Source organism: Curtobacterium sp. NPDC089185 (assembly GCF_040685235.1).
GTDB classification, from domain to species: domain Bacteria; phylum Actinomycetota; class Actinomycetes; order Actinomycetales; family Microbacteriaceae; genus Curtobacterium; species Curtobacterium citri.
Genome location: NZ_JBFBHK010000015.1, coordinates 39,988 through 62,002, shown reverse-complemented (window position 1 = coordinate 62,002; position 22,015 = coordinate 39,988). Strand labels below are relative to the sequence as shown.

General features: G+C 73.8%; 20 protein-coding genes. 4 read left to right on the top strand and 16 right to left on the bottom strand.

Annotation, left to right across the window (positions count from 1 at the left end):
- Positions 1–146: 146 nt before the first annotated feature.
- The 12 genes from AB0N84_RS13800 to AB0N84_RS13745 form a co-directional block, all read right to left on the bottom strand.
- Positions 147–869 carry an alpha/beta hydrolase gene (locus AB0N84_RS13800; protein ID WP_363547264.1) on the bottom strand — a complete coding sequence of 241 codons (723 nt, stop codon included), beginning with the start codon at positions 867–869 and terminating at the stop codon, positions 147–149.
- Positions 866–1,969 (bottom strand): GNAT family N-acetyltransferase, encoded by a 1,104-nt coding sequence (locus tag AB0N84_RS13795; RefSeq protein WP_363547261.1) that lies wholly within the window; start codon positions 1,967–1,969, stop codon positions 866–868. Before AB0N84_RS13795 ends, AB0N84_RS13800 begins: the two co-directional genes overlap by 4 nt.
- A 61-nt stretch (positions 1,970–2,030) precedes the next feature.
- Positions 2,031–4,112 (bottom strand): glycosyltransferase family 39 protein, encoded by a 2,082-nt coding sequence (locus AB0N84_RS13790; protein WP_363547258.1) that lies wholly within the window; start codon positions 4,110–4,112, stop codon positions 2,031–2,033.
- A gap of 56 nt (positions 4,113–4,168) precedes the next feature.
- Positions 4,169–4,639, bottom strand: coding sequence for a GNAT family N-acetyltransferase (locus tag AB0N84_RS13785; protein ID WP_182045307.1), 471 nt, complete (start codon positions 4,637–4,639; stop codon positions 4,169–4,171).
- Entirely contained in the window at positions 4,626–5,147 is a 522-nt protein-coding gene (locus AB0N84_RS13780; RefSeq protein ID WP_182045306.1) for a helix-turn-helix transcriptional regulator, read from the bottom strand. The genes AB0N84_RS13785 and AB0N84_RS13780 overlap by 14 nt, the downstream gene beginning before the upstream one ends.
- A gap of 81 nt (positions 5,148–5,228) precedes the next feature.
- Complete coding sequence (locus AB0N84_RS13775) at positions 5,229–5,930, bottom strand: response regulator transcription factor (RefSeq protein WP_182045305.1); 702 nt, start codon at positions 5,928–5,930, stop codon at positions 5,229–5,231.
- Positions 5,927–8,419: an ATP-binding protein gene (locus AB0N84_RS13770; RefSeq protein WP_182045304.1), complete on the bottom strand. Its 2,493-nt coding sequence runs from the start codon at positions 8,417–8,419 to the stop codon at positions 5,927–5,929. The genes AB0N84_RS13775 and AB0N84_RS13770 overlap by 4 nt, the downstream gene beginning before the upstream one ends.
- Before the next feature lie 156 nt (positions 8,420–8,575).
- Positions 8,576–9,181, bottom strand: coding sequence for a potassium-transporting ATPase subunit KdpC (gene kdpC / locus AB0N84_RS13765; RefSeq protein WP_182045303.1), 606 nt, complete (start codon positions 9,179–9,181; stop codon positions 8,576–8,578).
- 3 nt (positions 9,182–9,184) lie between these two features.
- Positions 9,185–11,314 (bottom strand): potassium-transporting ATPase subunit KdpB, encoded by a 2,130-nt coding sequence (kdpB, locus tag AB0N84_RS13760; protein ID WP_289458049.1) that lies wholly within the window; start codon positions 11,312–11,314, stop codon positions 9,185–9,187.
- The gene (kdpA, locus tag AB0N84_RS13755) at positions 11,314–13,002 is read right to left on the bottom strand and encodes a potassium-transporting ATPase subunit KdpA (protein WP_182045301.1); all 1,689 of its coding nucleotides are present in this window, start codon (positions 13,000–13,002) and stop codon (positions 11,314–11,316) included. The genes kdpB and kdpA overlap by 1 nt, the downstream gene beginning before the upstream one ends.
- Positions 13,002–13,091: a potassium-transporting ATPase subunit F gene (locus tag AB0N84_RS13750; protein ID WP_058729515.1), complete on the bottom strand. Its 90-nt coding sequence runs from the start codon at positions 13,089–13,091 to the stop codon at positions 13,002–13,004. Before AB0N84_RS13750 ends, kdpA begins: the two co-directional genes overlap by 1 nt.
- 207 nt (positions 13,092–13,298) lie before the next feature.
- Positions 13,299–14,267: a WYL domain-containing protein gene (locus AB0N84_RS13745; protein ID WP_363547249.1), complete on the bottom strand. Its 969-nt coding sequence runs from the start codon at positions 14,265–14,267 to the stop codon at positions 13,299–13,301.
- Between the two features lie 62 nt (positions 14,268–14,329).
- Between AB0N84_RS13745 and AB0N84_RS13740 the strand changes: the two genes are divergently transcribed.
- Positions 14,330–14,749: a VOC family protein gene (locus AB0N84_RS13740; protein ID WP_363547246.1), complete on the top strand. Its 420-nt coding sequence runs from the start codon at positions 14,330–14,332 to the stop codon at positions 14,747–14,749.
- Positions 14,750–14,758: 9 nt separating this feature from the next.
- On the opposite strand, the gene AB0N84_RS13735 is transcribed toward AB0N84_RS13740, so the two are convergent.
- The gene (locus tag AB0N84_RS13735; RefSeq protein ID WP_363547243.1) at positions 14,759–15,193 is read right to left on the bottom strand and encodes a hypothetical protein; all 435 of its coding nucleotides are present in this window, start codon (positions 15,191–15,193) and stop codon (positions 14,759–14,761) included.
- A 17-nt stretch (positions 15,194–15,210) separates the two neighbouring features.
- A complete protein-coding gene (locus AB0N84_RS13730) occupies positions 15,211–16,086 on the bottom strand; it encodes a putative RNA methyltransferase (protein ID WP_363547240.1) in 876 nt (291 codons plus the stop codon).
- 83 nt (positions 16,087–16,169) lie between these two features.
- On the opposite strand from AB0N84_RS13730, the gene AB0N84_RS13725 reads away from it, so the two are divergent.
- From AB0N84_RS13725 to AB0N84_RS13715, 3 genes are all read left to right on the top strand, one after another.
- A complete protein-coding gene (locus AB0N84_RS13725) occupies positions 16,170–16,829 on the top strand; it encodes a 4-phosphopantetheinyl transferase (protein WP_259346008.1) in 660 nt (219 codons plus the stop codon).
- 46 nt (positions 16,830–16,875) lie between these two features.
- A complete protein-coding gene (car, locus tag AB0N84_RS13720; protein ID WP_363547236.1) occupies positions 16,876–20,253 on the top strand; it encodes a carboxylic acid reductase in 3,378 nt (1,125 codons plus the stop codon).
- 126 nt (positions 20,254–20,379) lie between these two features.
- The gene (locus tag AB0N84_RS13715) at positions 20,380–21,318 is read left to right on the top strand and encodes an aldo/keto reductase (RefSeq protein WP_363547233.1); all 939 of its coding nucleotides are present in this window, start codon (positions 20,380–20,382) and stop codon (positions 21,316–21,318) included.
- Between the two features lie 144 nt (positions 21,319–21,462).
- Here the strand turns inward: AB0N84_RS13715 and AB0N84_RS13710 are convergent, their stop codons facing one another.
- Both AB0N84_RS13710 and AB0N84_RS13705 read right to left on the bottom strand, forming a co-directional pair.
- Entirely contained in the window at positions 21,463–21,663 is a 201-nt protein-coding gene (locus tag AB0N84_RS13710) for a hypothetical protein (RefSeq protein WP_182045293.1), read from the bottom strand.
- Between the two features lie 71 nt (positions 21,664–21,734).
- Positions 21,735–21,977, bottom strand: coding sequence for a hypothetical protein (locus AB0N84_RS13705; RefSeq protein ID WP_363547229.1), 243 nt, complete (start codon positions 21,975–21,977; stop codon positions 21,735–21,737).
- Positions 21,978–22,015: the final 38 nt, after the last annotated feature.

Below are 22,015 nucleotides of genomic sequence, written 5' to 3'. Positions count from 1 at the left end.
CCTTTTCTGGGCGCCCCGTTTCTCCCCAACCCCCCCGTTTCCCCCCGACCCCACGGCGGGGGCCCCGCCCGCTATCACCCCCCCCCCCCCCCCCCCGGGGGGGGGGGGGCCCGCCCCCCCCCCCGCCTCCCGTCCGTGCGGTCGCGTCAGCGGAGCGTGCGCACCCAGTCCTCGATCGCCGCGCTGATGCGCTGGCGAGCGTCCTCGCGCGAGATCGTCGCCGTCCGGTCACCCGGCTGGTCGCCGTACGCACCGAAGTCGGCGTGGTTCGCCCCCTCGATCTCGACCATCCGCGCGGTGGAGGGGAGCTCGTCGCGTGCGGCGGCGACCTTCTCCGGCGTCGACAGGCCGTCACGGGAGCCGGAGACGCTGAGGACCTGGACGTACGAGCGGGCGATGTCGTTCGCGCAGTAGCTGCCGAGCAGCAGGAGCCCGTCGGCGTCCTGGGCGAGCTGGCACGCGCGGACCCCGCCGAGGGAGTGCCCGCCGACGGCCCAGGTCGCCACATCGGGGGCGTGCGCCTCGAACGTCGCCAGCGGCCGGGTGTCGAAGAACGCGAGGTTGAGCGTCGGCTTCGTGATGACGACGGTCGTGCCGCTCGCGACCACCTGCCGGAACGTCGCCAGGTACGCGTAGGGGTCGACCTTCGCACCGGGGATGAACACGATCCCGGTGCCGTCGGCGGTCCCGGTCGGGGTCATCACGACGCTGTCGTCGGCGTCACGGACGGCCACGCGGTCGTCGCGCCAGACCTGGAGCGCGGCGCTCCGGGTGCCCTGCATGACGATGTTCGCGTACACCAGGAACACGAGCGCGAGCAGCACCACGACGGCGACGACCCAGGCGGTCCAGCGGAGTGCACGGTTCACGGTCGGTCCTCCTCGTCCGGACGGTCCCCTTCCGGCCGACGGGCCGTCACGGTCAGCCAGCGCTCCTCGGCGCCGGGGCGGGTGGTCTCGCGCACGTCGACGGCTGCCCACCCGGCGCTCGTGACGGCAGCGGCGAGGGCGTCCTCGTCCCAGTACGTGAACCAGCGAGGGTCGTCGAGCCCGCGATCGCTCCAGCCGTCGCCGTCGCCCCGCTTCACGGTCGCCGCGAGGATCCCGCCGGGGCGGACCGCGTCTCGTGCGCGCTCGAGCACGGCACCGGTGTCCGACCGCGGGACGTGCAGCAGGACGGCGTTCGCGAAGACGGCGTCGTACGGGCCGCCCCAGCCGTCACGGCGGACGTCGAGCACGCGGGCGTCGTGTCCAGCCGAGCGGAGGCGGTCCACGAACGCGACGCTGCCGTCGGTGCGGTCGACGCGCAGGCCCGCCGACTCGAGTGCGTCGGCGTCACGCCCGGGGCCGGAGCCGAGCTCCAGGACGCGGGCGCGGGCGGGCACGAGGGCGAGCAGGTCGTCGACCAGCCCCGCGCGGTGGTCGTCGGTCCGATCCGTGTAGCGGTCGGCGCCGCGCTCGTAGGCCAGGAGCGTGCGCTCGGCGGTGAGGTCGCGGCGCATGACCGTCTCGTACCGACCGTCCGGCAGTCGGTCGCCGAGGGTGCCCGTCGCGGTGAACCCGATGCGCTCGTACGCTCGGCGGGCGCGGTCGTTGTCGGGCATCACGGACAGCTCGAGCTGCTCCACACCCTGCGCGGTGAGCGACCGGGCGATCGCGTCCACCAGGAGTGCGACGGTCCCCCGGCCACGTGCGTCCGGGGCGACCCACATCGAGACGAGCTCGGCGAGCGCTGGGTCGTCCGGGTCCGGGACCCCGCTCGCCATCCCTACGACGTCGTCGTCCTCGACCGCGAGCAGGTCGACCGCTCCCGGCAGCGACAGCCGTGTGCGCCACCGGTGCTCCGGCGCGTCCTGCCAGTCGTCGAGGCGGGAGCCGAACGCCCGCGGGGCGTCGGCCAGGGCGGCGAGGCGGACCGGGCGCCAGACGGCCCAGTCCTCGGCGGTCACCCGGCGCAGCTCGATCGTCACGGATCGACGGTACCGCCCGGCCCTGTCCGGAGGAGGCGGGCGGCACCGGCGGTGTCCGTGGTCAGGAAGACGGCGTGAGGTCGTACATCGTGACGCCGTCGACGGTCGTTGCCTCGAAGTGAGCGGCGACCCACTCGGCGATCTGCTCGGCTGCGTCGCTCCCGCTGCTGCTGCCCGACCGCGAGCCACCGATGAACCAGTGGATCTTCCCCGCGGCGACCAGGGCCCGGAACGCCGCCAAGGTCGGGGCCGGGTCGGTGCCGTTGTAGCCGCCGATCGCCATCACCGGGTCGCCCGTGGCGAGCTGGTAGGTCGCGGCACTGTTCGAGCCGACGGTCGCCGCAGCCCACGTGAAGTCGTCGGCGTCCGTGGTGAGCGCGGCCACGACCGGGTCCGGGACCTCGGTGGAACCCCCGAGGAGGTTCATGCCGCCACCGCCACCGCCGGCAGCCGGTCCGACGCCTCGGCCGTTCGTCGCCTGGCCGGGTGCACCCTGCCCACCGGGACCCGCCTGCCCTGCCTGTCCGCCGGGCCCGCCCTGCCCGCCGGGACCGCCCTGGCCGCCCTGGCCGCCCTGGCCGCCCTGACCACCGGGCATGCCACCGCGACCGCCGCCGGACCCACTCGTCGTGACGCTCGGGCCGGCCGTCGGCAGCGCCCCCGTGTGTCCGACCGTGGTGGTCTGCACCGAGAACGCCGTGGGCCCGAGCAGCGCCGCGACGAGCACCGCGGCCACCGTCGCCCCGGACAGCCCCCGGCCACGCGGCGGCAGCAGGACGAGCACCGCTCCGACGATCGTCGCCACCAGGACGACCCAGCGGATCCACGGCTGCCACGACGATGCCTGGGACAGCAGCGCGAACGACCACCCACCGGAGAGCGCGACGACCCCGGCGGTGACGATGCGCCAGGCGAGCACCTCGCGTCGTTGCCAGAGGAGCCCGGCGCCGATGCCGACCAGCCCGGCGACGTAGGGCGCGAGCGCCACCGTGTAGTACGGGTGGAAGATCCCGCCCATGAAGCTGAACACCAGGCCGGTGACGAGCAGCGAGCCGCCGAGCACCAGGACCGTGGCCAGCCGCGGGTCACGCCGCCGACGGACCCCGACGGCGACGAGCGCCACGACGAGCAGCACGAGCGCGGTCGGCAGCAGCCACGTCACCTGCGTGCCGAACTCCGAGCCGAACAGCCGCGTCAGCCCGGTCGAGCCCCACGACCCCGCGCCGGTCGTCCCGCCGGGCACCACGCTGCCGGTCTCGTCGCCGGTGACCCGACCGAGGCCGTTGTAGCCGAAGGTGAGCTCCAGGAAGCTGTTCGTCTGCGAACCGCCGACGTACGGCCGCGCCGAAGCCGGCACGAGCTCGACGATCGCGACCCACCACCCGGCGGAGACCACCACGGCGAGCGCCGCGGCGAGCAGGTGCCCGACCCGTCGGAGCACCGGTCGGGGCGACGCGACGAGGTACACGCCGACCAGGGGCGGCAGCACGAGGAACGCCTGCAGCTGCTTCGTCAGGAAGCCGAGCCCGACGAGCACCCCCGTCCAGACGACCCAGCGCATCCGACCGGACTCGATGCCGCGGAGCGTCAGGGCGATCGCGCCGACCGTCAGCAGGACGAGGAGCGCGTCCGGGTTGTCGTAGCGGAACATCAGGGTCGCCACCGGGGTGGTCGCGAGGACCGCACCGGCGACGAGCGCGGCTCCGGCGGAGAAGCGCCGCCGGACGATCCGGTACAGGACCGCCACCGACGCCACGCCCATGACCGCCTGCGGTACGAGGATCGACCACGAGTTCAGCCCGAACAGGCGGACGGAGATGCCGATCACCCAGAGGAACGCCGGCGGCTTGTCGACCGTGATGGAGTTCGCGGCGTCGGACGAGCCGTAGAAGAACGCCTCCCAGCTCTGGCTGCCCGCCTGCACGGCCGCGGAGTAGAAGGCGTTGGCCCACCCGTTGACGCCGAGGTTCACGACGTACAGCACGCCGGTCACCAGCAGCAGGCCGAGGAACGCGGGGCGCTCCCACCGCGCGGCGTCCGCACGACCGCGGACCAGCCCCGCCAGGCGCTCGCGGAGGGCACGTGGCCCCGGGGTCGGTGGCGGCAGGAGGCGCGGGCGCTCGGCGGGGATCGTCTCGGTCATGCCCCCGAGCGTGCGACCCCCACGTGCGCGGATCGTCGGCGCAGCCTTGGACGGCCCTAAGGGACGAGCGACCGGCTCCAGGCGACCTCGCGCGCGAGCTGGCCGGTGGAGCGGAACAGCTCGACCTGGGCCGTCCCGGCGAGGACCGTCGCGAGCTCCTGCCGGTCCGCGGCGACGAAGCCGAGACCCTGCCAGAAGGGGCCGGACCGCCGGCTGAACAGCCAGGCCCGCCGTGCGCCAGCAGCCGACGCCTCGGTCATCGCGAACCGGGCGAGCGCCGCCCCGCGGCCCGAGCCGCGCAGCGTCGGTCCGACGGCCACGCTGCGGAGGAGGGCGTGCCTCCCGTCCGGCCCGGTCTCGTAGCCCGTGGTGCCGACGACGGTGCCGGCCGCATCACGGACCGTCCAGAGACGGACGCCCGGATCGGACAGGCCCGCGACCGTCAGGTCGCACGCCGACAGGAAGGCGTGCACCTCGTCGACGTCCTCCGGCCCGACGCGGACCGGCGTCGGCTCAGCGAGCCGCACGGACCGGCGCGCCGGACGCGTGCGACAGCGGCCAGCGGCGGTCGAGCCGCGGGCCCATCACGGTGTCGAGCAGGAACCGACCGACCGGGTACCGGACGGCCCAGTAGGCCCCCACGAGCAGGAACACCAGCGCCGACCACACGTGCAGGACGAGGAGCACCACGGTGACGATGCCGAACAGCACACCGAGGGCCGTGGACATCGACCAGAAGCCGGCGACGAACCGGTCGCGCGCCGCCTGGTCGGACGCTGCGGCCGCCGCCGCTGCCTCCGTCCGCTCGTCGAGACCGCGGACCCCAGCGTCGAGCGCGGCACCGTCCTCCGCCGCGAAGAGCTCGCGCACCGGCACGTCCAGCGCCCGGGCGATCGCCGACAGCGTCTCGAGGCTCGCCTCGTTGCCCCGCTCGAGCCGTTGCACGGTCCGGACGGCGATCCCGCTCGTCTCGGCCAGTCGTTCCTGGGTCCAGCCCCGCTCGCGTCGGAGGGTGGCGATCCGCATCTCGTTCATGGTGCCGAGCCTAGGAACGCCAGGCACGACAGCACCACGACACGGACACGACAGGCTCCCGACACCTCCCCGACAGCAGGCTCACGCGCCGTTCGGGGCGAACCGGTACCCCATCCCCGACTCGGTCACCAGGTACCGCGGGTGCGACGGTTCCGGCTCGAGCTTCCGTCGCAGCTGCGCCATGTACAGCCGGAGGTACCCGGAGTCGTTGCCGTGCGTCGGGCCCCACACCTCGGTGAGGAGCATCTCGCGCGTCATGAGCCGCCCCGGGTTCGTCACGAGGACCTCGAGCAGTCGCCACTCCGTCGGGGTGAGCCGGATCGCGGGCCCGGTCGGCGGCGTGACCTGCTTCGCGACGAGGTCCACCACGAGGTCCCCGATCGTGACGGTCGGGGTCGCGCCGGCGGTGGCCGCCGCGGTCGCCTGCCGTCGCCCGAGGGCCCGGAGCCGGGCGAGCAGCTCGTCCATCTGGAAGGGCTTGGTCACGTAGTCGTCGGCACCGGCGTCGAGCGCGTCGACCTTGTCCGACGAGTCGGTCCGGCCGGAGAGCACGAGCACCGGCACCTGCGACCAGGCGCGGATGCCCTCGAGCACCCCGATCCCGTCGAGCCGGGGCATGCCGAGGTCGAGCAGCACGATGTCGGGCCGCTCCGTGATCACGGCGTCGATGGCGGCCCGGCCGTCCCGCGCGGTCGCGACGTCGTACCCTCGGGCGGACAGCGTGACGGAGAGCGCCCGGACGAGCTGCGCGTCGTCGTCGGCGATGAGGACCTTCGTGCTCACTTGACATCCACTCCCAGGTGTCCGGCGATCGGCAACCGCACGACGACGGTCAGGCCGCCGCCCGGGGTGTCGTCGACCTCGATCGTGCCGCCCATGCCCTCGGTGAACCCGCGCGCCAGGGCGAGTCCCAGGCCGAGGCCGGTGTCGTTGTCGGTGTCCCCGAGTCGCTGGAACGGCTGGAACACATCGCCCCGCCGGTCCTCCGGGATGCCGGGCCCGTGGTCGGCGACGCGGAGCTCCACACCGCCGCCGAAGGCGCTCGCGGCGACGCGGACCCGGGTGCCCTCGGGGGCGTAACGGCTCGCGTTGGCGAGCAGGTTCACCACCACGCGCTGCAGCAGGCCGGGGTCAGCGAGGACGGGCGGCAGGTCCCCGGGCAGGTCGAGGTCCACGTCGTCCGGGCCGAGCTCGAGCTCGTCGAGCGCGGGGGCGACGACCGTCTCGAGCGCGGTCGGCAGCGGGGTCACGGCGAGCACCCCGGCCTGCACGCGGCTGACGTCGAGCAGGTCGGCCAGCAGCACCGCCAGCTGACGGAGGCTCTCGTCGGCGGTGGTGAGCAGCGCCTCCCGGTCGGCGGCCGACAGCTGGATGTCGGCGGCGTGCAGCGTCTGCACGGCGGCCGAGGCGGCCGCGATCGGCCGCCGCACGTCGTGCCCGACGGCCGCGAGGATCGCGCTGCGGACGCGGTCCGCGGCCGCGATGCGCTCCGCGTCGACCGCGGTGCGGGTGAGCCGACGGTGCTCGACGGCGGCGTCGAGCTGCTGCTCGACGACGCGCAGCAACCGGCGCTGGGTCGGGTCGTCGGGCGCGCCCGCGAACTCCAGGACGGCGCCGGACGGGAGGCCCGTGGTGGCGTCCGGCTCCCCCGCGAACGTCCCCGACGTGGCCGGGACCTCGTCGCCCTGCCGGATCCGCACGCCGGTGAACCCGAAGGCCTCGCGCGTGCGGTCGAGCAGCGCCTGCAGGGCGTCGTCGCCGCGCAGGACGCTGCCGGCGATGCCGACGAGGAGCCCCGACTCGGCCGCCGCCCGACGTGCCGTTCGGCTGCGGCGGGCGGACCGGTCGACCACGAAGCTGACGAGGACGGCGCTGATCACGTACATCACGAGGGCCACGAGGTGCCACGGCTGCTGGACGGTGACCATGTAGAGGGGTTGCACGAAGAAGTAGTCGAGGCTCAGCCCGGACAGCACCGCCGTGAAGACCGCCGGCCACATCCCGCCCGTGAGCGCGACGACGAGCACGAGCAGCTGGTACGCGAGCACGTCGACCGTGATGGCGTCCGGGTCGTTGCCGAAGGACAGCAGCCAGGTCAGGAGCGGACCGAGCACGAGCGACACGGCGAACGCCGCCACGATCCGCCCTCGGGACAGGCTGCCGCCGAGCTTCGGCAGCGCGAACCCGCCGCCGGCCCGCTCGTGCGTGACGACGTGGACGTCGATGTCGCCGGACTCGCGGACGACCGTGTTGCCGATCCCGGGCCCGGTCATCGCCGCGGCCAGACGGCTCCGACGACTGACGCCGATGACGATCTGCGTGGCGTCGACCGACCGCGCGAAGCGCACGAGCGTCGACGGCACGTCGTCGCCGACCACCTGGTGGTAGGTGCCGCCGAGCTGCTCGAGCAGGGTGCGCTGCTTGCCGAGGGCCCCGGGGTGCCGTTCGCGCAGCCCGTCGTTCGTCGTGACGTGGACCGCGGCGAGCTCGCCGCCGGCGCTCCGTGCGGCGATGCGGGCACCGCGGCGCAGGAGCGTCTCGCCCTCCGGACCGCCGGTGAGCGCGACGAGGACCCGTTCGCGGGTCTCCCAGCGGTGGTCGATGCCGTGCTCGGCGCGGTAGGCCTTCAGGGCGTCGTCGACCTCGTCGGCGAGCCAGAGCAGGGCGATCTCGCGCAGGGCGGTGAGGTTGCCGAGGCGGAAGTAGTTCGACAGCGCGGCGTCGATGCGGGCGGCCGGGTAGACGAGGCCGTCGGAGAGTCGTTCGCGCAGGGACGCCGGGGACAGGTCGACGACCTCGATCTGGTCGGCGGCGCGCACCACGGCGTCCGGCACGGTCTCCCGCTGCACGGTGCCGGTGATCTCGCGGACGACGTCGCCGAGGGACTGCATGTGCTGGATGTTCACGGTCGAGATGACGCTGATGCCGGCCGCGAGGAGCGCCTCGACGTCCTGCCAGCGCTTCTCGTTCGGGCTGCCGGGCGCGTTCGTGTGGGCGAGTTCGTCGACCAGGGCCACGTCGGGCGCCCGGGCGACCACGGCGTCGAGGTCCATGTCGTCGAGGGCCACCCCGCGGTGCTCGACGACCCGACGGGGGACGACCTCCAGGCCGTCGACGAGCGCGGCCGTGGCGGCACGGTCGTGGGTCTCGACGACGGCGACCACGACGTCGCGGCCCTCGGACCGGAGCCGGTGGCCCTCCTCGAGCATCGTGAACGTCTTGCCGACGCCGGGGGCCGCGCCGAGCAGGACCCGCAGTTTGCCTCGCTTCACGGGCTCATCCTCTCGCTGTTCGCTGCTGGTGCGGTGGTGGGTGGCCGGGGTCGTCCGTGGTGCGGGGCGGCCTCGCACAACCGGAAGCACGTCGCGCCACGCGGTTCCGTGGTTCGAGGTGCTTCCGGTTGTGCGCGCTGCTCCGGCGCCCCGCGCTCAGCGTGCGGCGGCCAGCGCCAGGTTCAGCTCGAGGACGTTCACGACCGGTTCGCCGAGGAACCCGAGCTGGCGCGACTCGGTGTGCTCGTCGACGAGTCTCCGGACCGCCGACTCCGACAGCCCGCGGACCTCGGCGACGCGGGACACCTGCTGCCGCGCGTACTCCGGGCTGATGTCCGGGTCGAGACCGGAACCGGACGCCGTGACCGCGTCCGCGGGGACGTCCGCGGCGGACACCCCGTCGGCCTCCGCCACGGCGGCCCGACGCTCCTCGATGGACTTCACCAGGTCGGGGTTGTTCGGTCCGAGGTTCGAGCCGGACGAGGCGTTCGCGTCGTAGCCCTTCTCGCCGGCGGCACTCGGACGCGACTGGAACCACCGCGCGGACGACGACCCGTCGAACGACTGCCCGATGAGGGACGAGCCCACGACCTTCCCGGAGGAGTCGGTCACCATCGAGCCGTTCGCCTGGTCGTGGAAGGCGGCCTGCCCGACGCCCCACACCGCGAGCGGGTAGGCGACGCCGAGGACGACGGTGGACAGCAGGGTGAGACGGATCGCCACACCGGTGGAACGGAAGAAGGAACGGGAGGAGGAAGCCATGGTTCAGAACCCCGGGATGAGACCGACCACGAGGTCGATCAGCTTGATGCCGATGAAGGGGACGATGACGCCGCCGAGCCCGTAGACGAGCAGGTTGCGTCCGAGGACGGACGACGCCGAGGCCGCCCGGTAGCGCACGCCCCGCAGCGAGAGCGGGATGAGCGCCACGATGACGAGGGCGTTGAAGACGACGGCCGACAGGATGGCCGACGCCGGGCTGTGCAGCCCCATGACGTTGAGCGCCGCGAGGCCGGGGAACGCCAGCTGGAACATCGCCGGGATGATCGCGAAGTACTTCGCGATGTCGTTGGCGATCGAGAACGTGGTGAGCGCCCCGCGGGTGATGAGCAGCTGCTTCCCGATCCGGACGACGTCGATGAGCTTCGTCGGATCGGAGTCGAGGTCGACCATGTTGCCGGCCTCCTTCGCAGCGGTCGTGCCGGTGTTCATCGCCACGCCGACGTCCGCCTGCGCCAGGGCCGGGGCGTCGTTCGTGCCGTCGCCGGTCATCGCGACGAGGTTGCCGCCCTCCTGCTCCCGCTTGATGAGCGCGAGCTTGTCCTCCGGTGTGGCCTCGGCGAGGAAGTCGTCGACCCCGGCCTCGGCGGCGATCGCCTTCGCGGTGCGCGGGTTGTCGCCGGTGATCATCACCGTGCGGATGCCCATGCTCCGGAGCTCGGCGAACCGGGCGGCCATGCCCTCCTTCACGACGTCCTTGAGGTGCACGACGCCGAGCAGCGCGACCGACCCGTCGGGCGAGCGGCGTCCGACGACGAGCGGCGTCCCGCCCTGGTCGGAGACCTCGGCGACGGTGGCGTCGATCGACGCGACGACCGCGGCGTCGGCGGGACCGGCCCAGGCGAGCACGGCCGCTGCTGCGCCCTTGCGGATCTGCGACCCGTCGGCCAGGTCGAGCCCGGACATGCGGGTCTGCGCGGTGAACGGCACCTCGACGGCCCCGGCGGGCAGGCCCGTGGCGGCTCCGGCGGCGAGCGCGAGGTCGACGATCGAGCGGCCCTCGGGCGTGCCGTCCGCGGCGCTGGACAGCGCGGCGGCGGCCGTGAGGTCGGCCTCGGTCACCCCGGGCACCGGCACGAAGCGGGAGGCCCGGCGGTTGCCGTACGTGATCGTGCCGGTCTTGTCGAGGAGCAGCGTCGTGATGTCGCCGGCGGCCTCGACCGCCCGGCCGGACATCGCCAGGACGTTGTGCTGCACGAGGCGGTCCATGCCGGCGATGCCGATCGCGGAGAGCAACGCCCCGATGGTCGTCGGGATGAGGCAGACGAGCAGGGCGATGAGCACCGGCACGCTGACCGTCGCACCGACCAGGCCGGCGATGGGCTGCATGGTCAGGCAGACGATCACGAACACGATCGACAGCGAGGCGAGCAGGATGTTCAGCGCGATCTCGTTCGGCGTCTTCTGCCGGGCCGCACCCTCGACGAGCCGGATCATCCGGTCGATGAAGGTCTCGCCGGGCGTCGACGTGATCCGCACGACGATCCGGTCGGACAGCACGCGGGTCCCGCCGGTGACGGCGCTCCGGTCACCGCCGGACTCGCGGATGACGGGAGCGGACTCACCGGTGACCGCCGACTCGTCGACGCTCGCGATGCCCTCGACGACGTCGCCGTCGCCGGGGATCACCTCGCCCGCCACGACGACCACGACGTCGCCCTTGGCCAGGTCGACCGAGGCGATGTCCTCGGTCTCGTTCGTCAGCGCGGCGGCGTCGGCGGCGTCCCAGCGCAGGACGCGTCGTGCCGAGGTCGTGGAGCGGGTCTTGCGGAGCGTGTCGGCCTGGGCCTTGCCCCGCCCCTCGGCGACCGCCTCGGCCAGGTTCGCGAAGACGACGGTGAGCCAGAGCCACACCGCGATCGCGGCGGTGAACACGGACGGTTCGACGAAGGCGGTGACGGTGGTGAGCGCGGCGCCGACCTCGACGATGAACATGACGGGGTTCCGCCACATCAGGCGCGGGTCGAGCTTGCGCAGGGCGCCCGGCAGACCGGCCGCCAGCTGGCGGGGTCCGAACGCGGACGAGCGGGTGACCGGCCGGGAGGCGCTGCTCGCCTCCGCCTCGGCGGTCGCGGTGGACGGGGTGGTCGGGGTGGACACGGGTTCGGTTCCCATCAGGAGAGGGCCTCCGCGAGCGGGCCCAGGGCGAGCACGGGGAAGTAGGTGAGTGCGGTGACGATCACGGCGACCGCACCGAGCAGGCCGATGAACAGCGGCCGGTGCGTGGGCAGCGTGCCGACGGTCGCCGGCACCTTGTCCTGCGCCGCGAGCGACCCGGCGAGCGCCAGGACGAGCGCGATCGGGACGAAGCGGCCGAGCAGCATCACGACGCCGAGCGCGGAGTTCATCCACGTCGTGTTCGCGGTCAGACCGCCGAACGCCGAGCCGTTGTTGTTCGCGCCCGAGGTGAAGGCGTAGAGCAGCTCGGAGAGCCCGTGGTTGCCCGGGTTGAAGATGCTCGTGCCGAGGACCTGCTCGCGGACGCCCGGGATCACCAGGGACAGTCCCGTGCCGAGCAGCACCAGGGTCGGCGTGACGAGGATGTACAGCGCGGCGAAGGTCATCTCGCGGGCGCGGATCTTCTTGCCGAGGTACTCCGGCGTCCGGCCGACCAGGAGCCCACCGATGAACACCGTGATGACGGCGAGCACGAGCATGCCGTAGAGACCGGACCCGACACCGCCGGGGCTGATCTCGCCGAGCATCATGTTGACGAGCGCCATCATGCCGCCGATCGGCGTGAAGCTGTCGAACATGCCGTTCACCGCACCGGTGGAGGTGGCGGTCGACGTCGTGCCGAACAGGGTCGTGCCGAGGATGCCGAAGCGCACCTCCTTGCCCTCCATCGCGGCACCGGCCGCCTGGGTGGCGCTGCCGCCGCCCGCGAGCTCGGCGATCGACATCACCGAGAGCGACACGAGGAAGATCGCGCCCATCACGGCGAGGATCGCGTACCCCTGGCGGTCGTCCCCGACGAGGCGTCCGAAGGTCCGGGGCAGCGAGAACGGGATGACGAGCATGAGGAAGACCTCGACGAGGTTCGTCCACGCCTGCGGGTTCTCGAACGGGTGCGCCGAGTTGGCGTTGAAGTAGCCGCCACCGTTCGTGCCGAGCTCCTTGATCGCCTCCTGCGACGCGACGAAGCCGTCGGGGATGTGCTGGGTGCCGCCCGCGAGCGTCGTGACGTCCACCCCGCCGCCCCACGACTGCACGACGCCGCCGGCGACCAGCACGATCGCGAAGACGAAGGCGCCCGGGAGCAGGAGCCGACCGGTGCCGCGGACGACGTCGACCCAGACGTTGCCGAGCGTGCCCGACCTCCGGCGTGCGAACCCGCGCACGAGGGCGACGGCGACGGCGAGACCGACCGCGGCGGACAGGAAGTTCTGCACCGCCAGGCCCGCCATCTGCACGGTGTAGCCGACGGTGGCCTCGGGCGAGTACGACTGCCAGTTCGTGTTCGCCACGAAGGACGCCGCGGTGTTGAACGCGAGCGCCGGTCCGACGTTCGGCAGCCCGAGGTCACCGGGCAGCACGACCTGGATGCGCTGCAGCAGGTACACGAGCAGGACCCCGACGGCGCTGAAGAGCAGCACGCCGCGCAGGTACGCGGGCCAGGACTGCTCGGCGTCCGGGTCGACACCGATCACCCGGTACACACCGCGCTCCAGGCGGGCGTGCTTCGTCGGGGTGTACACGCGGGCCATCCAGTCGCCGAGCGGTCGGTACGCGACGACGAGGAGCAGGACGAGCGTGGCGACCTGGGCGATGCCGGCCCAGGTGTCGGCAGCGGAGCCCGCCATCAGAAGCGCTCCGGGTGGACCAGTGCCCACACCAGGTAGACGACCGATGCGATGCCGAGGACGGCGGCGGCGATGGTGACGACGATCACAGTCGCTCCACCCCCTTGGCGATGAGTGCCACCACACCGAACACGGCGAGGACACCGGCGACGACGAAGACGTCGAACACGAGGGACTCCGTAACTTGCTGCGGGCCCGACGCCGGGCGGCGCGGACCGCACCACGTGTGGTGCGGAACCGATGCTGGATCCGACGCCGCGCCTCCAGGCCGCTCCTAACGGGATCCTCACGCCCTTCTAGCGGACGCTTGCGCCGTCCTGACGCCCCGCTGCCGCCCGGAGGCGATCCGCGAGTTCCGCGGCCGCCCGCCGCAGTTCCTCCGGCCCCTCGACCCGGAACGCCACGGTCGACGCGGCGAACGCCCCGGCCAGGCCCGCCCACGACCAGGACCCCCTGGTGACCCGGCACCGTCCGTCGTCGAGCCGCTCGACCACGGCGTCGTCGGGCAGGTACGGGGTCAGCCGTGCGGCGTCCTCCGCCGTGACGACGACGGACCCCGTGCACGGCCACGCATCGTCGCGCTCGGAACCCTTGAAGCGTGCGGACACGAACGCGGCGGGGTCCCCTCCGGGGACGGGACGCGGGACGAAGGCCAGCCGGGTGCGCATCCGCGGTGCCATCCGGTCCACGCGGTGGGTCCGCCAGTCGTCGTGCTCCGGGTCCCACGACAGCAGGTACCACCGGCCGTTCCGGGCGACGACCGCGTGCGGCTCCACCCGGTGCTGGGTGTCCCGCTCGCCGTACCCGAAGCGCAGGACCTCGTGCCGGTGCACCGCCTCGCTGACGGCGACGAGCACGTCCGGGTCCACGCGCGGGCCACCGGGCGCCGTCACCGCGTCGACCACGTCCACGCGGTTCCGTAGGCGCTCGGGCATGACCTGGCGCACGGTCGCGAGCGCCCGCACGGAGGCCTCGGCGATGTCCGCACCGGACGCCGGCGCCACCGCGAGCGCGAGGGCGATCGCGACCGCCTGCTCGTCGTCGAACAGCAGGGGCGGCAGGTCGGACCCCGCTGCCAGGCGGTAGCCGCCGGCCGGACCGCGGACGGACTCGACCCGGTAGCCGAGCTCGCGGAGCCGGTCCACGTCGCGCCGCAGGGTCCGGGGGCTGACGACCAGGCGCTCGGCGAGCTCGTCCCCCGACCACTCGCGGTGCACCTGCAGCAGGGAGAGCAGGGCGAGCATGCGGGAGGACGGGTCGGCCATGTCTCCCATCCTCGTCCGAGAAGCGGCCACGATCTGACCGCAATGCCGGTCACACTCGTCCCATGAGCATCGAGACCACGACCCACATCAACTTCGACGGACAGGCCCGCGAGGCCCTCGACTTCTGGGCGGCAGCCTTCGGCGGCACCGTGCAGGCGACCACCTACGGTCAGATGGGTGCCTCGCAGGACCCCGCCTGGGCCGACCGGATCGTCTTCGGACAGGTCACCACCGAGGCCGGCTTCCGCATCATGGCGTTCGACGTCTGGCCGGACCAGCCGTACGACCAGGGGGCGAACGCGTTCTACGTCTTCGTGCACGGCGACGACGCCGACGAGGTCACCCGGTACTGGGAGGGGCTGTCCGAGGGCGCCGAGGTCCGGCAGCCGCTCGCCCCCTCGCCGTGGGCGCCGCTCGCCGGGCAGCTGCGCGACCGCTTCGGGGTCGTGTGGCAGCTCGACGTCGCGTCCGAGGCCAGCTGACGGCCGTCGTCAGTCGGCGGCCCGGACCGTGAAGGAGCCGGACGCCGCCGCGCAGCTCCCGGAGGTGTCCGAGCAGGGTGCGTCGTCCCAGTCGGCGATGCCGAACACGGCATCGCCGACCGGGAAGTCCCGCGGCAGCGTCACCGACGCCGACCACGACCCGTCGAACGAGTCCGCGCTACGGAAGGCGACCTCGGGCCCGTCCGCCTGCGGGACGGTGGCGACGACGTGCCACCCACCGTCGGGCACCGGGGCGTCGCAGCGGTCCTCGGAGCGGAGCGTCACGGTGTCCCCCGGCTGCACGGTGACCGGTGCGACGGTCAGGAGCGGGACGCACCAGTCGCGTCCCGCGTCGGCGCTCGACGACGACGTGCACGCCGACAGACCGACCCCGATCCCGAGCGCCAGCAGGCCCGCGACCACCCCCACGACCCGGAACCCCATGGGCCGACCCTAGGGAGTCAGCGCACCGGCGTCCAGGTGCTCACCGTCACGGCCGCGGTGACGGTCGTCGGCGCGAAGGTGCGCTCGGGGTCCACGTGGTGGTGGCTCGGGCCCATGTGGACGACGTCGTGGACGTCGTCGGCGGACAGCTCCATCGTCCACGTGCGGTCCTCGGAGGACCGGAGCGCGAACGACGGCGTCAACGAGTCGTGCAGTCGCCGCTCCTTCTCCGGGTCGACCGCGATGGTCGCCTCGGCGAGCTCCGCCAGGTGGCCGGTCCGCGGGGTCACCACCGCCAGCACTCCCTCGGGGTGCAGCACCCGCGCGTACTCGCGCTGGTTGCGGGGCGCGAAGACGTCCAGCACGACGGCGGCCGCGTCGTCGACGACCGGGAGGCGCTCGGTCACGTCCCCGACGACGGCTCCTGCCCGCGCGTGGACGCGTGCCGCCCGTCGGATCGCGACCGCGGACAGGTCCAGCGCGACCCCGAGACGGGCGGCGACGGCGTCTGTCGGGGCCGGGTCGGGCCTCCCGTCCTGCGTGCCGTCCGGCCTGCCGTTCGGTCTGCCGTCCAGGGCGTGTGCGAGGTAGGTGCCCGGGCCGGACCCCACGTCGAGGACGACCCCGGGTGCGGTCGCGTCGGCGACCACCGCCGCGAGCGCCCGCTCGACGGGCGCGTAGTGCCCGCGGCCGAGGAACCGGATGCGCGCGTCGACCATCGCCGGGGTGTCCGCGGTGAGGGCACGGCGCTTCGCGGGCAGGAGCGTCAGGTGACCCTGCTTCGCCTCGTCGAACCGGTGGCCGGTCGCGCAGCCGACCGTGCCCGCGGCGACGCGACCGAGCGGCTCGGCGCAGACGGGGCAGGCGAGCACGGGGAGCAGGTCGTCGCGCACCGACCCAGCGTACGGGCGTCGGCGCGGTGGACCGTCGGCGCCTCGTTCGGGGGACTCGGAGGGAACCGGCGTCTGATTGCATTGTGCAACTTCGACGGCGGTCCCCCTGGTCGGCGCTCCTGCCCGCCTCGGTCGTCGTCGCGACGGCCGCACACGACCTGGACGGCCCCCTCACCGACGAGGAGGACGCCGCCGTCGCCACGGCACTGCCGGCACGCCGCGCGGAGTTCGTCACCGGCCGGGTGCTCGCGCGCCGCGCCCTCGCTGCGATCGGCGTGACGTCCGGGTCCGTCGCCGTCGCCCGGAGTGGCGCGCCGGTGTGGCCCGAGGGCGTCGTCGGCACGATCACGCACTGCTCCGGGCTCCGCGCGTGCGCGGTCGGGCTGCAGGACCAGCACACCGCCGTCGGCATCGACGCGACGCCGGCTGCACCGTTGCCCGCCGGGGTGCTGGCACGCATCGCCGACCCGGCGAGCGCGCCCGTCGCGGCCGGTCTCGCCGCCCTGCGGCGGATCGGGGTTGAGAGTCCGGACAGCGTGCTGCTGGCCGCGTCCGAGGCGGTCGCGAAGGCACGGACGACGGCGCACGGCGGCTGGTTCGGCATCGACGGCGCGGAGATCGACCTGCGGCCGGACGGCTCGTTCGGGGCCGTCGCCCGACGGGGACCCGCGTTCACCGCGGTCGGACGCTGGGAAGTGGACCGGGGGACGGCGCTGGCGGGCACCACGCTCGCCGAGCGCTGACGTGGGGGCGCGGGGGCGCACCCGTGACGAGGAAGGGACGAGGACGATGGACCAGGGACACGACGAGCAGGACGAGGACACGTCGATCGCGGCGGTGTTCGCACGGCACGCGGAGCGCCCGGCGCTCCGGCAGCGGACGGGGACGGCCGTGACCGACACGAGCTACCGCGAGCTCTGGGACCGGGCGGGTGCGCTCGCGGCGGTGCTCGCCGAGACCGTCTCGCCCGGGGACCGGGTGGCGGCACTGGGTGCGGTGAGCGCGGACGGCGTGACGCTCGACCTGGCCTGCTCGATCCTCGGGGCGGTGAGCGTCCCGCTCCAGGCGAGCGCACCGGTCGCGGCGCTCCGCGCGATCGTCGACGAGACCACCCCGGTGTGGCTCGCGGTGTCGGCCGAGCAGGCGGCGACGGCGCGGGCGGTCGTCGAGGCGTCGGACACCGGCGTCCGCACGCTGCTGCTCGACGGCGTGGACACCGGGCACGTCGAGGACGACGCGACCCCCGCGGTCCCGACCCTCGACGAGCTCGTGGCCCGGGGCGCCGACCTGCCTCGTCCGACGACGTGGCGTCCCGCGGCCGGGGAGGACCCGCTCGCGCTGCTGCTCTACACGTCGGGCAGCACCGGGACCCCGAAGGGCGCGATGTACACGCACCGGATGGTGGAGCGGCTCTGGCACGCCCTCCGGCCCGACCACCCCGAGGCCGAGGTCGTCGGGTACGCCTACCTGCCGACGAGCCACCTCACCGGACGGGCCGCACTGCTGGCGACGCTCGGCCGCGGGGGCACGGTCGCCCTCGCCACCTCGACCGACCTGTCGACGCTGTTCGAGGACCTGCGGGTGTTCGCACCGACCGAGCTCGTCCTCGTGCCCCGCGTCGCCGAGATGATCCGGCAGGAGGGCGACCGCGAGGAGCAGCGACGCCTCGCAGCGGACACCGATGCCGCCGCGGGCACCGACGCCGCCGCGGGCACCGACGCCGCCGCCGTCCGTGCCGCCGTGCAGGCGGACCTGCGGGTCCGGGCCCTGGGCGGCCGCGTGCGCCAGGCGGTCTGCGCGAGCGCCCCGCTGACCCCGGAGCTCCGCGCCTGGGTCGAGGGCTGCCTCGGCACCCCCCTGCACGACCTGTACGGCTCGACCGAGGCGGGCAGCATCCTGCGGGACGGCGTCGTCCAGCAGCCGCCGGTCACCGAGCACAAGCTCGTCGACGTGCCGGAGCTCGGCTACCGCGTCACCGACCGTCCCCACCCCCGGGGCGAACTGCTCGTGAAGAGCACGGCCGTGATCCCCGGGTACTTCCACCGTCCGGACGTCACCGCGGCCGTCTTCGACGAGGACGGCTTCTACCGGACCGGCGACGTGATGGCGCAGACCGGCCCGGACACCTACGAGTACCTCGACCGACGCAACAACGTCATCAAGCTCTCGCAGGGCGAGTTCGTCGCGGTCTCCGCGCTCGAGGCGACGTTCGGCGGGACGCCCGGGGTCCGGCAGGTCGCCCTGCACGGGGACAGCCGCCACGCGTTCCTGCTCGCCGTCGTCGTCCCCACGGACCCCGGAGCCTCGGAGCGCGACGTCCTCACCGCCCTGCAGCGCACCGCCCGCGAGCACGGCCTCGCCCCGTACGAGGTGCCCCGCGCCGTGGTCGTCGAGCCGGAGCCGTTCACGGTCGAGAACGGGATGCTCTCGGACGCCCGCAAGCTCCTGCGTCCCCGCCTCACCACCCGCTACGGTGACCGGTTCGCGGCGGTGTACGACGCCGTCGCCGAGCAGCAGAGCGGCACCCTCGTCGCGGCACTGCGCGAGCACGTCGAGGACGAGACGACCGTCGACACGGTGGTCCGGGCCGCCCGCGAATTCCTCGGCGCCGAGGTCTCGACGGAGACCGCCGCGGCCGCCCGGTTCTCCGACCTCGGCGGCGACTCGCTGTCCGCACTGACGTTCTCCGGGATCCTCGAGGACGTCTTCGACGCCGAGGTGCCGGTCGGCGTCATCACCGACCCGACCAACGACCTGGCCGCCGTGGCCGCCTTCGTCGAGCGCTCCGCCGCGGACGACCGGCCCACCGTCACCCGCGTGCACGGTGCCGACCCGACGGTGCTGCGGGCGCAGGACCTGCGCCTCGACCGGCTGCTCGGCACGGTGCCGGACCCGGTGGACCGGGCCGCGGGCGACACCGGAGTCCGGACGGTCGTGCTGACCGGGGCGAACGGCTACCTCGGCCGCTTCACCGTCCTCGACTGGCTCGAGCGGCTCGCCCCCGTCGGCGGCACGCTCGTCTGCGTCGTGCGCGGTGCCGACGACGTCGACGCGCGCCGGCGCCTGGACGCCGCGTTCGCCGCCGACCCGGCCTTCGCCGCCCGCGTCGCCGAGCTGGACGACGCGCTCGAGGTCGTCGCCGGCGACGTCAGCGAGCCGCGGTTCGGCCTCGACGAGGGGCGCTGGCGGGACCTCGCCGCCCGGGTGGACCTCGTCGCGCACGCCGCCGCCCTGGTGAACCACGTGCTGCCGTACGCCGCCCTGTTCGGCCCGAACGTCGTCGGGACCGCCGAGGCGATCCGGCTGTCGATCGCCGCCGGCAGCGTCCCGGTCACGTTCGTGTCGAGCGTCGCGGTCGCCGGCGGAGCCCGTCCGAGCGCCACCGAGGTCGCCGACCCGGACGCACCGGCCGCCCTCGACGAGCGCGCCGACGTCCGCACCACGATCCCGCGGTGGACGCTCGGCGACGAGTACGCGAACGGGTACGGCGCGAGCAAGTGGGCGAGCGAGGTGCTGCTCCACGAGGCGCACGACCACCACGGCGTCCCGGTCGCGGTGTTCCGCTCCGACATGGTGCTGGCGCACCCCCGCTGGCGCGGCCAGGTCAACCTGCCGGACGTCTTCACCCGCCTGGTCTGGAGCGTGCTCGCCACGGGCCTCGCCCCGGCGTCCTTCGTCCGTCGCGACCCGGACGGCGGTGTGCAGCGGTCGCACTACGACGGGTTGCCCGCGGACTTCACGGCCGCGGCCCTCGACGCGATCGGTGCGTCGGTGACGGAGGGGTTCCACACGTACAACGTCGTGAACCCGCACGACGACGGCGTCTCGCTCGACACCTTCGTCGACTGGCTGGTCGAGGACGGCCACGACGTCGAGCGCGTGACCGACCACGGCGAGTGGGTCGAGCGGTTCCGCTCGGCGCTCGAGGCGATGCCCGACGAGGACCGCGCCCGTTCGGTCCTGCCGCTCCTGCACGCGTTCGCCCTCCCCGAGGAGCCGCACGCCGGTTCCGCGATCCCCGCGGACGCGTTCTCCGCCGCGGTCCGGCGGGTCCGTCCGCTCGGGTCGCCGGACGTGCCGTCCCTCGACCACGCGCTGATCACGAAGGTCGCCGACGACCTCGCCTTCCTGGGGCTGCTCCCGCCGGCGCGCGTCAGCGCGCCATGACGAGCGGTCGGACCGCCGGACGGGAGGCACGGTGCCGGCCCGCACCGTGCCTCCCGTCCGCGGACCGTCGCGACCGGCCCCGTCAGGGCCTGTCTGACCGGGACCGCCGCTGGCAGGATCGATCGGGTGAAGACACTGGAGTTGCCACAGACCGACCTCACCGCGTCCGACGTCGTCGTCGGCCTCATGCGGATCAACGACATGAGCGACGAGGACATCCGCGCGCTGTACTCGGCGTCACGGGACGCGGGCGTCACGATGTTCGACCACGCCGCCGTCTACGGCGTCTGGCACGGGTGCGAGCAACGCTTCGGCGAGGCCGTCACCCTGTCGTCGTCCGAGCGGGCAGACATCCAGCTGCAGACCAAGGTCGGCATCCGGCCGACGCCGAACGGCGCGTACTTCGACTTCTCGTACGAGCACATCATCGAGTCCGTGCACGAGTCGCTCGAGGCGCTGCGCACCGACTACGTCGACGTCCTGCTCCTGCACCGCCCCGACGCCCTGGTCGAGCCGGAGGAGGTCGCGAAGGCCTTCGACGAGCTCCACGCCGCCGGCAAGGTGCACCACTTCGGCGTCTCGAACCACACTCCCGGCCAGGTCGAGCTGCTCAAGCAGCACGTCCGGCAGCCCCTCGCGTTCAACCAGGTGCAGCTGAGCATCACGCACGCGAACGTCATCGCGCAGGGCGTCGTGGCGAACATGGGCGCCCTCGACCAGTCGGTCGACCGCGACAACGACATCCTCAACCACGCCCGGATGAACGGCATCACCCTGCAGGCCTGGTCGCCGTTCCAGAAGGGCTTCTTCGACGGCGTCTTCCTCGGCGACCGCGAGCAGTACGCCGAGCTGAACGACGTCCTCGAGGAGGTCGCCGCGGCACACGGGGTCACCCCGACCGGCATCGCGGTGGCGTGGATCACCCGGCACCCGGCGCACTTCCAGGTGGTGCTCGGCACGACGAACCCGCAGCGCGTCCGGGACTCGGCCGCGGGGTCGGACGTCGTGCTCTCGCGCGAGGAGTGGTACCGGATCTTCACGGCCGCGGGGCACACCGTCCCCTGACCGGCCGCCGCAGCCCGGCCGTTGCCGGGCACGCCCCGCACAACCGGAGGCACCTCGCGCCGCGCGATCACGTGGCGCGAGGTGCCTCCGGTTGTGCACCGGCACGTCGCGCTACGAGATGGCTCCGGCTCTGGCTCCGTGCCGCTAGTCGGCCGTCGGTGCGCTCGGCACGTGCACGTCCGTGGGCGACACCCGCGCCGGGTCGGCCGAGGCGCCACCGACGACGTCGAACGAGATGCCGAGCTCGGCGGCGGTCTCCTCGTCGAGTTCGAGCCCGTCCTGGCTGACCTGGTCCTCTGGGATGGCACGACCCTTCGACGGGTCCCACGAGTTCGCGAACGACATGCGGACGAGCATGCCGCCCGCGGCTGGCAGCGAGGTGGCAGTGCGCCCGGGGTGGCAGTGCGCCCGAGGTGTCAGAGGTCCTCGGGGTGCAGCCGGTCGCCGGCCTCGGGCCGACGGAACACCGGACCGCCGCCGGCCTCGTCCTCGTCCTCGTGGGAGACCGGCGAGACGGCGGGGTCGGCGGAGTCCGGCCCGACGTCGGCGCCGCGGTCCTCCTCGACCTCGACCTCCGTCTCGGTCTCCTCCCGGTCCGGCACCGTCCCGTCCACGGGGAGGTCGGCGCCGGGCTGCTGCGGATCGAACGGTGTGCTCATCGACATGACCGGAGCATGCTCCCGGCGGGTGAACGCGG